Here is a 13292-nt window from a genome sequence, read left to right as displayed (position 1 = left end):
TTGTGCTGTTGCAATAACGATCAAAATGGTTTCAGTACTTTTACAAAATAAGGGAACTAAATGAACGAAAACCTAAATCCATCCAACGAAAATTATTCTCCTCAAGAGTTAGACGTTGAAAAAAAATTAAGACCCTTAGCTTTTGATGATTTTACAGGTCAGGATCAGGTTTTAGAAAATCTTCAGGTTTTTGTGCAGGCAGCTAACCTACGTAGCGAAGCCTTAGATCATACTTTGTTTCATGGTCCACCAGGGTTGGGTAAAACAACTTTAGCGCATATCTTGGCTAATGAGTTAGAGGTAGGTATAAAAGTTACATCTGGACCAGTTTTAGATAAACCTGGAGATTTAGCAGGATTACTAACAAATCTTGAAGACCGAGATGTGCTGTTTATTGATGAGATTCATCGATTAAGCCCCATTGTAGAGGAATATTTGTATTCCGCCATGGAGGATTACAAAATTGATATTATGATTGAATCTGGGCCTAATGCTCGCACGGTTCAAATCAATTTAAACCCATTTACATTAGTTGGCGCTACTACTCGATCGGGTTTGTTAACATCTCCAATGCGTGCTCGTTTTGGTATTCAAAGCAGGTTAGAATACTATAAAACAGATTTGCTCACTACAATAATACAACGTAGTGCTTTTATTTTAAATGTACCTATTTCTATGGAAGCAGCAATTGAAATTGCAGGTAGAAGTAGAGGAACACCTCGTATAGCCAATGCATTATTGCGTAGAGTTCGTGATTTTGCACAGATAAAAGGTAATGGCAGCATCGATATTAAAATCGCAAAATTTGCATTAGAGGCATTGAATGTTGATGCGCACGGTTTAGATGAAATGGATAACAAAATTTTATCTACCATCATTGATAAATTTAAAGGTGGTCCTGTAGGAATTACTACGATTGCAACAGCTGTAAGTGAAAGTCCTGAGACTATTGAAGAGGTTTATGAACCTTTTTTAATTCAGCAAGGGTTTATTATGAGAACACCACGCGGACGTGAAGTAACGGAGCTAGCCTACAAACATTTGGGAAAAATAAAAGGTAATATTCAAGGAGGATTATTTTGAAACTCGTGTCATGCTGAACTAGTTTCAGCAGCTCATTATGACTTCAAAAACTAAACATACCCATCTTATCAAAACCGAAGCAAAACGCCTCGGTTTTTTGTCTTGTGGTATTAGTAAAGCTCGATTTTTAGAAGAAGAAGCGCCTAGATTAGAAAAATGGCTTCAGCAAAATATGCAAGGAGGCATGCATTATATGGAAAATCATTTTGATAAACGATTAGACCCTACAAAATTGGTGGAAGGCTCTAAAAGTATAATTTCATTACTTCTAAATTACTATCCAAAACAGGTTCAAAACCCTGATAGCTATAAATTATCAAAGTATGCTTATGGAACCGATTATCATTTTGTTATTAAGGATAAGTTAAAATCATTATTACATTTTATTCAAGCCGAAATAGGTGAGGTAAATGGACGCGCTTTTGTAGATTCAGCACCAGTTTTAGATAAAGCTTGGGCAGCAAAATCAGGCTTGGGCTGGATAGGAAAGCATAGTAATTTATTAACACAACAAGTAGGGTCGTTCTATTTTATTGCCGAATTAATTATTGATTTAGAATTAGAATACGATACGCCAGTAACCGACCATTGTGGTACTTGTACAGCATGTATCGATGCTTGCCCAACAGAGGCTATCGTTGAACCTTATGTTGTTGATGGTAGTAAATGTATTTCATACTTCACTATAGAACTAAAAGAAAATATCCCTTCGGAGTTTAAAGGAAAGTTTGAAGATTGGATGTTTGGTTGTGATGTGTGTCAAGACGTATGCCCTTGGAACCGTTTTTCTAAAGCACATTCAGAACCATTGTTTAATCCACATCCAGAATTATTGTCAATGTCCAAAAAAGATTGGGAAGAAATAACTAAAGAGACATTTCAAAAATTTTTTAAAAAATCCGCAGTAAAGCGCACCAAATTTTCGGGATTAAAAAGAAATATTAAATTCCTAAAAGATTAAGAAATAGTATTTTTTGTAGATGCTCTAGTAATCAAATCTGTTTCTAAAACAATGGTTTTAGGTTCAAGCGACTTGCCTTTTTTACGCGCTTTGATTTCCTTGAAAAGTTGTTTAAATGCGGCTTTTCCCATTTCGAATCCTGGTTGGTTAATGGTGGTAAGCCCTGGAGATATTACGGAAGACATAAACCAGTTGCTAAAGCCAACAATACTGATGTCTTCTGGTATTTTTACACCCATTTGTTGGAATTCTGTCATGGCACCTATGGCAACCAAATCTGTATTTATAAAAATGCCATCTACGTCATCATGATCCTTTAATAATTGCTTTGCATTTTTTTTGCCTTCTTCAAAACTCATATCACCGCATTCGCAGATATATACTAAAGACGGATCATAGGGTAAGTTGTTGTCCAACAAAGCTTTCTTGTAACCTAAAAATCTATCAATGGAATTTTGAGGTAATAATGCACCTCTAAAATGGGCGATACGCTTACAACCAATATCTATTAAATGTTTTGTTGCTGTATAAGCCGCTTTTCTATCATCAATTATAATTTTTGAACATTTAACTATTTTGGCAATTTTATCAAACATTACTAAAGGTTTGTCTTGAGCAATAATTTCATTTAAATGGTCATACTTAGCGGTTCCATTTGCCAAAGAGATGATAACGCCGTCTACACGTTGACTTAATAGAAGTTCAACTTGCTTTTTTTCTAATTCATAAGACTCATCAGATTGAAGAATAATAACCAGATATCCTTTTTTTTCAGCTTGGGAAATAATACCTTTAATAACATTCGAAAAAAAATGATGTACAATTACAGGGATAATTAGACCAATGGTTTTAGATTCTCTAGTTCTTAGGTTAACAGCAAAAGCGTTGGGCTTATAATTTAGGGTTTTAGCAAGTTCACGTACTTGTAATTTAGTTTTTTTGCTAACATCAGGGTAATCCTTTAGTGCTTTTGAAACCGTTGTTACAGAAATATTTAATTGTTCTGCGATATCTTTTAGAGTAACAATTTTCATGTAGATAGCCATCTTATTAAGCCAAGATATATAAAAAAAATCAAACCGAAAACGTTTTCGTTATTTTCGAAAACGTTTTCGGTTAATAAATTTGAAAAATGAATGACTTATAAATATAGATTTGACAAAAATTAACTCTATAATTTATTGAATAACTAAAAAAGACAAAAATGAATGTAATTAAAAAAAGTACGTTTTTATTAGTGTTGATGTTGTTTTCAACAAGTGTATTAATTGCACAGTCAATTTCAGGAAACGTTAAGGACGAAACAGGTATGCCCTTAACAGGCGTAAATGTTATTTTAGAGAGCACCACTAAGGGTGCTGTCACAGATTTTGATGGAAATTATAGCATTAGTAATGTAGAAAATGGAGATTATACTTTATCTGCCACGTTTTTAGGCTATGCAAAGTTTTCGCAAAGCATTACGTTTCAGGGTAATGATATAACAGTGGACATCATAATGAAAGAAGATGCACAATCTTTAGATCAGATAGTTGTAACGGGTGTTGTTAACCCAAAATCTAAAATAGAGTCCAGTGTGTCCGTTTCTACTATGGATGTAGAACTTATCGAGCAAGCTGCACCAAGAAGTGCGGGAGAACTGTTTAGAAACATACCAGGTATACGTGCAGAATCATCAGGTGGTGAAGGTAATGCTAACTTCAATGTTCGTGGTGTACCAATTTCTTCTGGGGGTTCAAGATATTTTCAAATTCAAGAAGATGGATTACCACTAAACTTATTTGGAGATACATCTTTCGGTAATGCTGATAACTTTTTAAGGATAGATTCTAATATAGGACGAGTTGAGGCCATTAGAGGTGGTTCAGCATCTACACAAACTTCCAACGGTCCAGCAGGTATCATAAACATGATTAGTAAAACTGGAGCTACTGAGGGAGGCTCTTTAGGAACAACTTTTGGTTTGGATTATCAAACTAGCAGGTTAGATTTTGAATATGGAGCACCTTTAGAAAATGGCATGTCCTATCATTTTGGAGGTTTTATTAGAACAGGTGAAGGCCCGCGAGATATAGGGTATCAAGGTAATAAAGGTGGTCAATTTAAAGCCAATATAACCAAAAGGTTCGACAAGGGTTATATCCGCGCTTACGCAAAACTATTAAACGACAGATCTGTAATGTATTTACCAATGCCAATGTTATTGGAAGGAAGTAACGATAATCCAACATACTCTAACTTACCAGGTTTTGATATTACAAGCGATTCTCAACATTCTGCTTATTTACAACAGAGTGCAGGAACAAATCCATTTGATGGTGGTGGAAGACATGTAAACGATGTGAGAAATGGGAACAATCCTGTATCTAAGTCTTTAGGAGCTGAGTTTTCTTTTGACTTGGGTGATAATTGGAAAATAGCTGGAAAGGCACGTTATTCTAATAATAGTGGAGAATGGGTGTCACCATTTACAGCGGCTGTAGGTACCGTTGCTGAAATCGAAACAATAGCAAGAGATGCTTCAAACGCTACAGGGGCATTGGTATATGCTGATGGAGATAGAGAAGCTTTCAACCCTTCTAACGGATTAGCACAAATTATCCACATGTTTGATGTTACTGTAGATGATTTAAGCAACTTTTTTAGTGATGTAAAAATTTCTAAAAAGTTAAGTGATAACGTTGGTGTAACTGCTGGTTTATTTACAGCAACACAAAACACAAAAATTGGATGGCAGTGGAGTTCTTTTCTTTCTGAAGTTAAAGGTGGTGGAGAAGCAAGATTAGCAGATTTTGATGGTTTTTCTAGAAATGGTCAATATTCCTACGGTACACCAGTTTGGGGTAATTGCTGCCAGCGTCGCTATAACACGGTGCACAATGTAAACTCGCCTTATGTAGGCGTAGATGCAGCTATAAGTGAAAAATTAAATTTTGATGGAAGTATTCGTTTTGAAAATGTTAACGTAAATGGTACAATTGCTAATGGCCCTTCAAGTCAAGGTAATTACGATTATGATGGTAACGGAACTATCGAAGGTATAGAGCAAGTAGTGCCAGTTATTGCCGGTAATGCAGGACAAATAGTAAATGACGATTATAACTTCGTGTCTTACTCTGCTGGTTTAAATTATAAATTAAACGAAGGCTCTGCAGTTTTTGCAAGGTATAGTTCTGGTGCTTCTGGGAGAGCAGCAGATAGAAATAACTACGGTACAGATGGTAAGGCAGATGTACAGTATGATGAGGTATCTCAATTGGAAGTAGGTTTCAAGAAAAGATTAAATAATGGTGTACTTAACCTAACTGGATTTATGAGTAATACCGACGAAGGATTAAGTAACGAGTTAAACAGATCTGTTGGAAACCCGTTCAAGGCTTTAGGTTTGGAGGCTGAAACAGCACTTGCTTTTGGAGATAACTTTAACTTTAATGGTTCGTTTACATGGACGAAAGCAGAAATTGACGGGGGTGCTAACAAGGGTAACACACCTAGAAGACAAGCAGATTTAGTGTACAACCTGTCGCCTTCATATAATTTTGGAGAAAACAGTCAGCATGGTTTGGCATTAAGCATATTAGGAACAACAAAATCTTATGCACAAGATGATAACGATTTGGTAATGCCTGGGTATGCGTACTTTAACTTAATTGGTAGAGCAGGCTTAACTGAAGGACTTTCTTTAGTACTTAGTGTAAACAACCTTTTTGATACTGTTGGTATAACTGAGGTTGAAGGAAATGGCGATGGTGCTTTTGGTTCAAACAGATTGGTAAGAGCAAGATCGATCAGTGGTCGTTCTACAACATTATCTCTACAATATAAGTTTTAAAATATAAGTTTAGTTTGATTTGAGATAGTTAATAAAAGAGTTGGGGTTTGTAGTGAAGTCCAACTCTTTTTAACTTCGAATTAAGATTTTAAGGGTATGAGAAATATTATTTTATCATTGGTATTTACTTCAGCTTTTGGCCATATAGTTTTCAGTCAAGCTGAACACTCTGACGGGAAAGTAGTTAAAGGCGTGGCATCAAATGATATGATAATCTATGGTAGTGATACCTGCCACTATTGTACTGATACCAAGATGTTTTTAGAAGAAAAGCATATAAAATTCATTTATTATGATGTTGATGTAAATCTTGAAAAGCAAAAAGAGATGTTAGAAAAATTGCAAAAAGCAGGAATACCCCTTGATGCCATATCCCTTCCCGTAGTAGATTTAATCGGAAAGTTAAAAATGAATAATGTTGCGAATTTTGAAGGCTTTTTAAAAAGTTTAATCCAAAAAACTAAATAAAATGAAAATAGTAAAACCAAAATTATCTTTCTGGCAAATTTTTAATATGAATGTGGGTTTCCTAGGCATTCAATATAGTTTTGGTTTACAGCAAACGGCGGTTAATCCTATTTTTTCATTCTTAGGTGCAGAGCATGATCAATTACCATTGTTAAATTTAGCGGGCCCTGTAACGGGATTAATAATACAACCCATTATTGGGGCAATTTCAGATAAAACATGGTCACCACGTTGGGGAAGAAGAAAACCATTTTTTTTAATAGGTGCTATCATAGGTAGTTTATGTTTGTTTGCGTTTCCGTTTAGTCCGGCACTTTGGTTTGCAGTTGGGTTGTTATGGATTCTTGATGTTGGTAATAACATGGCAATGGAGCCTTACCGGGCTTTTGTAGGCGATAAGTTACCAAATAGCCAATTAAGTTTTGGCTATCAAATGCAAAGTTTATTTGTTGGCGCAGGTATTGTTTTGGCAAATGCTTCCATATTTATTTTTCAGGATTGGTTTGGTGCTGCTGAAGTAGTTGAGGTATCCAGTGGTATCCCTAAGTGGTTGTATTATTCGTTTTTTATTGGCGCTATATTATCGGTTTCTACCATTTTGTGGTCCGTTTTAAAAACGCCAGAAATACCACCATCTGATGAAGAGTTTGCTGAAATAAAAAGACATAATGCTTTGCCCCTTTCCGATAGGGTGAAAACACCATTTTTAGAAATAGTAGGTGCTATAAAAGATATGCCTAAGTTTATGTGGAAATTATCTGGGGTATACTTGTTTCAGTGGTATGCCTTATTCGTGTACTGGCAGTTTATAGCGCCTATGTTTAGAGAGAGTATGAATTTTGATGCGTCCCAAGCCTTAAGTCAAGCCGCCAAAATGAATACGACATATAATGTTTCAACCATAGTGTTCGCGTTAGCACTTGTGCCGTTAGCTTTAAAATTTGGAGGTAAAAAAGTATATGTATTTAGTCTGTTTTTAACGGGAATAGCAATGCTTAGCATTCCTTATATCCAAGATCCACTTTTAGTGGTGCTACCAATGATACTATTTGGTATAGGTTGGGCTGCAATGATGGGTATTCCATATTCTATGGTGTCTAAAATTGTACCTCAAGAGCGACGCGGCGTGTATATGGGGATTCTAAATATGATGATTGTTATCCCTATGGGAATCCAAACCATAACATTTGGTCCAATAGTAAAACATCTATTAGCTAATAGTGCGGTAAACGCCATACTATTCGGTGGTGTATTTTTTATCATAGCAGGTGTTTTGGCGTTGAGGCTCAAACAGCCAAATTCTAATGATGAAGTTAAGGATGTCTCCATTCCGGCAGGAGGCGCACATTAGTTTTAATCATGAAAATAAAACAGTTTTGAAAAATAATAATAAAGATATAGATATACTTTGTGTTGGCGAAGTGCTCGTAGATTTCATAGGGCACCAAACAGGAGTGCTTATCAGTGATACTAGAGATTATCATAGATACTTAGGAGGGTCGCCAGCAAATGTGGCAATGAACTCTGCCAGATTGGGCTTAAAATCCGTAATGGTGGCAACCGTAGGCAACGATAGTTTTGGAGAGTATATTTTCGAGAGGCTCGCAGGTGTTGGTGTAAATACAAATTACATTAAAACAATTAGCACCAAACCAACAAGCGTGGTTTTTGTCTCAAAAACTGATAGTACACCGGATTTTATACCTTTTAGAAAGGCAGATTCACACATATTGGAAGATCAGATTTCAGCAGACTTACTGTCAAAAACAAACATATATCACACTACATGTTTTGCGTTAAGTAAAAACCCTGCACAAACAACTATTTTAAATAAGGCAGAAGAAGCCTTTAACCAGGGTTGTAAATTAAGTATCGATGTAAATTATGCTGAAAAATTATGGCATAGTCAAGAAGAAGCGCTAAAGGTTATTAAAGCCTATTGTAAATTTAATCCACTGGTTAAGATTAGTGAAGATGATATGCTTAGGCTTTTTGAACAAAAACTGCCACATGAGGATATTTTTAACTTCTTTCATTCCGAAGGTGTTGATACTGTATGCTTAACCTTGGGGAGCAAGGGCGTAAAATTATCTCAAAAGGGGAGAGATGTTATCCAACTACCAGCAATACAGATAGAGGTTGTGCAAGACGCCACAGGAGCTGGCGACGCATTTTGGTCAGGTTTTTTATTTGCTTATATAAAAGAAAGACCCATTGAAAAATGCCTAGAGGTAGCATTACAACTTGCCGCGTTAAAGCTTCAAAACGTTGGTAGATTGCCAGATAACATCAATATATTATCAGAACTTTTATAAAATCAAAATGATGTCAAAAGATTCTAATATTACAAATGGGGTTATGCTTAATGCATATCCAGACAGTATCGGCAATACATTAAGCGATACCATTAGTATGCTTAAAAGGCCTGAGTTTAAAGAAGTTTTTTCACTGTTCTATATTTTGCCAACATTTTTTAATAGTGATTTGGATAGAGGGTTTTCAATAATTGATTATAACCTTAACAAAGATTTAGTGTCTAAGTCTGATTTAGAGGATTTAGAGCGACTAAATATCCAATTAAAGTTTGATATTGTATTGAATCATTTATCGGTAGCATCCCCTCAATTTAAAGATTTATTAGAAAAAGGGGAGCACTCAAAATACAAAGATTTTTTTATCAATTGGAACACCTTTTGGGAAGGTCATGGCGATTTAAAGGATGATGGGGTTATTATTCCTGAAAAAGAATATCTTGAGAAGTTATTCATGCGGAAATCGGGTTTACCTATATTAAAAGTACCTTTCCCTGATGGTACGGAACAACCTTATTGGAATACCTTTTATCAAAAAATAAATGCAGATAAAAGCCTCTTGGGTCAAATGGATGTGAATGCAAAATCCGAACTAGTTTGGGAGTTTTATGAAGAAACGTTAAAAAAGATTAGTGGCTTTGGCTGCAAAATATTGAGGTTAGACGCCTTTGCTTATTTGCATAAAGAGATTGGTCAGTCAAACTTTTTTAATAAACCAGGAACTTGGGAATATTTAGAGCGTATTAAACACATTGCCGATAGATACAATTTAAAACTGTTACCTGAAATCCATGCAGAATATGGTTCGTATTTGCATGATGAAGTGGCTAACGAAGGATATCAAATCTATGATTTTTTTCTACCAGGTTTGATGATTCATACCATTGAAAAAAAGGATAGTAAAGCATTAATGACTTGGGCTAAGGAAATTATTCAAAAAGGATACAAAACCGTTAACATGTTAGGATGCCATGATGGAATTCCTGTTCTAGATTTAAAAGGGAAACAAGTAAATGGTGTCTTTAATAAAGGTTTGCTTAAAGATGAAGATATAGAAGATATCATGAATACCGTTTTAGAGCGAGGAGGGCGCGTGAAAAACCTTTACGATGCTTCAGGAAAAAAGATATCTTATTATCAAGTAAATGCTACTTTTTTTAGTGCTCTAGGAGAAAGCGAGCAAAAATTATTATTGGCAAGAGCCGTTCAATTATTTATGCCGGGCATACCACAAGTTTGGTATTTGGATATTTTTGCGGGTAAAAATGATTACAAAGCTGCCGATAATGCAGGTAGCGGTGGACATAAGGAAATTAATAGAACAACACTTTCAGTAGAAAATATTGAAGCAGGACTAAAGAAAAAGGTTGTTTTAGATCAGCTTAAATTGTTGAGGTTGAGAAATAATCACAATGCTTTTTCAGGGTCTGTGCAAATCAATTCGTCTTCACAGAAAATTATCGATATCAAATGGGTTAATGAAAATGAGTTTGCACACCTTAAGGCAAATCTTAACACGTATAACTTCACAATAGATTACACCGAATCAGGAGAAAGTAAATTTTATGCTTTCTAGGCTGTTTTTTTAGGCTTAAAAAAGAAACATTGATTTTTTAAAAGATTAGGTGTATCCCTTTAAGGATTATTATCTTTGACCTTTCAACACTGCTTTTGTCAAAAAGGTATAAGTTAAAAGAAAATCCATTATGAGCGAAGAAAGTAAAAGACGCGAAGCCCTTATATATCACGCAAAACCCACTCCTGGTAAAATTAAAGTTGTTCCTTCAAAAAAGTATGCTAGTCAAAGAGATTTGTCATTGGCCTATTCTCCTGGAGTTGCAGAGCCTTGTCTAGAGATTGAGAAGGACAAAAGTAAAGTATACAGATATACTTCAAAAGGGAATTTAGTTGCTGTAATCTCTAATGGAACGGCAGTTCTAGGCTTAGGAAATATAGGTCCTGAAGCTTCAAAACCAGTTATGGAAGGGAAAGGTCTTTTATTTAAGATTTTTGCAGATATTGACGTGTTTGACATTGAGGTGGATACAGAAAATGTTGATGAATTCATTGAAACTGTAAAAAAAATAGCCCCAACTTTTGGAGGAATTAATCTTGAAGATATCAAAGCCCCAGAAGCTTTTGAGATTGAAAGACGCCTTAAAGAAGAATTGGATATTCCTGTAATGCATGATGATCAACATGGTACTGCTATCATTTCTGCAGCAGCATTATTGAATGCTATTGAGCTCACCAATAGAAAAATAGAGGATACCAAAATTGTAATTAGTGGTGCTGGAGCTGCTGCTATATCCTGTTCTCGTTTGTATCAAGCATGTGGTGCTAAAAAGGAGAATATGGTGATGTTAGATAGTAAGGGTGTTATAAGAAAAGATAGAGAGAACCTTACTTCTGAAAAGGCCGAATTCGCAACTCATAGAAAAATAGATACACTGGAAGAAGCCATGAAAGATACTGATGTTTTTATTGGGCTTTCTATGGCAAACATTGTAAGTCCAGATATGTTACTTTCTATGGCTAAAAATCCCATAGTATTTGCTATGGCAAATCCAGATCCAGAAATAAAGTACGATTTGGCTGTGGCCACCAGAAAGGATATAATTATGGCTACAGGACGTAGCGATCATCCTAATCAAGTAAATAACGTTTTAGGGTTTCCATTTATCTTCAGAGGTGCTTTAGATGTGCGAGCTACTGTTATTAATGAAGAAATGAAAATGGCAGCAGTTAAAGCATTAGCTAAACTAGCCAAAGAACCAGTTCCAGAACAGGTTAATGTAGCTTATGGGGAAACAAGATTAACATTTGGTAAAGATTATATCATTCCTAAGCCTTTCGATCCGCGCTTAATTGCAGAAGTGCCGCCTGCAGTAGCTAAGGCTGCTATAGAAACTGGAGTTGCTAAAAAAACTATAAAGGATTGGGAAAAGTACCAAGACGATTTATTACAGCGTTTAGGGTCTGATAATAAGCTAGTAAGATTATTACTTAACCGAGCAAGGTTAAACCCAAAGCGGGTTGTTTTTGCTGAGGCAGACCAATTAGATGTATTAAAAGCTGCTCAAATAGCCTATGAAGAGGGTATTGCTAAACCTATTTTATTAGGTAGAACAGAGACCATAAGAGAGCTTATGGAAGAGATTGATTTTGATGCAGATATCCCTATTATAGATCCGAAAACAGAAGAGGAAAACCCCAGAAAGAATAGATATGCCAAGGTGTATTGGGACCATCGTAAACGAAGAGGTGTAACTTATTATTCGGCACAGAGACTTATGCGCGAGCGTAACTATTTTGCGGCTATGATGGTTAATGAAGGGGATGCCGATGCATTAATTTCAGGGTATTCACGCAGTTATCCAACGGTTGTAAAACCTATGCTAGAACTTATTGGGATGGCTCATGGTGTATCTAGAATTGCAACAACCAACTTAATGATGACCAAACGCGGCCCTTTGTTTTTAAGTGATACTTCTATTAATATTGATCCTAGTGCCAAAGATTTAGCAAAAATAGCTCAAATGACTTCTTCGGTAATAAAATTATTTGGAATGAATCCTGTAATGGCTATGGTTAGTTATTCTAATTTTGGGTCTTCAATTAATGAGAAAGCTTCTAAAGTTCGAGAAGCGGTAACTTATTTACATCGTCATTTTCCACAAATGGATGTAGATGGAGAACTTCAAACGGATTTTGCTTTAAATGATGAAATGCTTAGAGAAAAATTTCCGTTTTCCAAATTAGTAGGGAAAAAAGTGAATTCGTTGATATTTCCAAATTTAGATTCTGCAAACATTACTTATAAATTATTAAAAGAATTACATGAAGCCGACTCCATTGGGCCTATTATGATGGGGATGCGAAAACCAGTGCATATTTTGCAACTAGGAGCTAGTGTAGATGAGATTGTAAACATGACTGCTATTGCTGTAATAGATGCCCAACAGAAAGAAAAGCAAGTATCAGAAAATGGTAAAAAGAGGTAATATAGTGCAAATAATTTTATTACATTTGGTGGGTTAAGGAAATACAAATGATTACACACATACAAGGAAGGCTTGTAGAGAAAAATCCAACACATGTAGTTATTGATTGCAACGGCGTAGGGTATGTGATTAACATTTCTTTACACACCTTCTCTCAAATTCCAGATAACGAAAGCTTAAAATTGTTTACACATCTTCAAGTTAAGGAAGATTCTCATACCCTGTACGGGTTTTCATCTGTTGCCGAAAGAGAGATTTTCAGGTTGTTAATCTCAGTGAGTGGCGTGGGTGCAAGTACGGCACGTACCATGTTATCATCTCTAACTCCTATACAAGTTAGAGAAGGGATTGCCAATAATGATGTAGGTCTAATTCAATCTATTAAGGGTATTGGAGCTAAAACAGCACAACGTGTTATTTTGGATTTGAAGGATAAAATTTTAAAAATCTACGATATTGATGAAGTTTCGGTTTCTCAAGGCAATACCAGTAAAGATGAAGCGTTATCTGCTTTAGAAGTTCTTGGTTTTTCCAAGAAGCAGGCTGAACGTGTTGTGGATAAAATTATGGCAGCACAACCAGATGCAAATGTTGAAACCATAATTAAGCAGGCTTTAAAAAATTTATAATAG

General features: G+C 35.5%; 10 protein-coding genes. 9 read left to right on the top strand and 1 reads right to left on the bottom strand.

Translation table 11 applies throughout. From position 1 onward, the window contains the following. The first annotated feature begins 60 nt into the window (after nucleotides 1-60). Both ruvB and queG read left to right on the top strand, forming a co-directional pair. On the top strand, nucleotides 61-1083 hold the full coding sequence (gene ruvB / locus DFQ02_RS05960; RefSeq protein WP_116040094.1) for a Holliday junction branch migration DNA helicase RuvB: 1023 nt from the start codon (nucleotides 61-63) through the stop codon (nucleotides 1081-1083). Nucleotides 1084-1120: 37 nt separating this feature from the next. Continuing rightward, nucleotides 1121-2044, top strand: coding sequence for a tRNA epoxyqueuosine(34) reductase QueG (gene queG / locus DFQ02_RS05955; protein WP_116040093.1), 924 nt, complete (start codon nucleotides 1121-1123; stop codon nucleotides 2042-2044). Here the strand turns inward: queG and DFQ02_RS05950 are convergent. Beyond that, nucleotides 2041-3078, bottom strand: a complete 1038-nt coding sequence (locus DFQ02_RS05950) for a LacI family DNA-binding transcriptional regulator (RefSeq protein ID WP_116523808.1) — start codon at nucleotides 3076-3078, stop codon at nucleotides 2041-2043. The two genes, queG and DFQ02_RS05950, sit on opposite strands and share 4 nt — an antisense overlap. A gap of 170 nt (nucleotides 3079-3248) precedes the next feature. Here DFQ02_RS05950 and DFQ02_RS05945 point away from each other — a divergent pair, with 170 nt between their 5' ends. The 7 genes from DFQ02_RS05945 to ruvA all read left to right on the top strand — a co-directional run bounded on the left by DFQ02_RS05945 (nucleotide 3249) and on the right by ruvA (nucleotide 13289). Beyond that, the gene (locus DFQ02_RS05945; RefSeq protein ID WP_116040092.1) at nucleotides 3249-5876 is read left to right on the top strand and encodes a TonB-dependent receptor; all 2628 of its coding nucleotides are present in this window, start codon (nucleotides 3249-3251) and stop codon (nucleotides 5874-5876) included. Nucleotides 5877-5972: 96 nt separating this feature from the next. Continuing rightward, nucleotides 5973-6344, top strand: a complete 372-nt coding sequence (locus DFQ02_RS05940; RefSeq protein ID WP_116040091.1) for a glutaredoxin family protein — start codon at nucleotides 5973-5975, stop codon at nucleotides 6342-6344. A 1-nt stretch (nucleotide 6345) separates the two neighbouring features. Then, the gene (locus DFQ02_RS05935; RefSeq protein WP_116040090.1) at nucleotides 6346-7695 is read left to right on the top strand and encodes an MFS transporter; all 1350 of its coding nucleotides are present in this window, start codon (nucleotides 6346-6348) and stop codon (nucleotides 7693-7695) included. Continuing rightward, nucleotides 7649-8659 (top strand): carbohydrate kinase family protein, encoded by a 1011-nt coding sequence (locus DFQ02_RS05930; RefSeq protein WP_245940212.1) that lies wholly within the window; start codon nucleotides 7649-7651, stop codon nucleotides 8657-8659. The genes DFQ02_RS05935 and DFQ02_RS05930 overlap by 47 nt, the downstream gene beginning before the upstream one ends. 7 nt (nucleotides 8660-8666) lie before the next feature. After that, on the top strand, nucleotides 8667-10232 hold the full coding sequence (locus DFQ02_RS05925; RefSeq protein WP_245940211.1) for an alpha-amylase family protein: 1566 nt from the start codon (nucleotides 8667-8669) through the stop codon (nucleotides 10230-10232). Nucleotides 10233-10362: 130 nt separating this feature from the next. After that, nucleotides 10363-12660 (top strand): NADP-dependent malic enzyme, encoded by a 2298-nt coding sequence (locus tag DFQ02_RS05920; RefSeq protein ID WP_116040088.1) that lies wholly within the window; start codon nucleotides 10363-10365, stop codon nucleotides 12658-12660. Nucleotides 12661-12707: 47 nt separating this feature from the next. Beyond that, on the top strand, nucleotides 12708-13289 hold the full coding sequence (gene ruvA / locus DFQ02_RS05915; RefSeq protein ID WP_116040087.1) for a Holliday junction branch migration protein RuvA: 582 nt from the start codon (nucleotides 12708-12710) through the stop codon (nucleotides 13287-13289). Nucleotides 13290-13292: the final 3 nt, after the last annotated feature.

Origin of the sequence: Seonamhaeicola aphaedonensis (assembly GCF_003386195.1) — a bacterium.
GTDB lineage: Bacteria > Bacteroidota > Bacteroidia > Flavobacteriales > Flavobacteriaceae > Seonamhaeicola > Seonamhaeicola aphaedonensis.
This window is presented reverse-complemented; position numbering and strand designations above follow the sequence as displayed.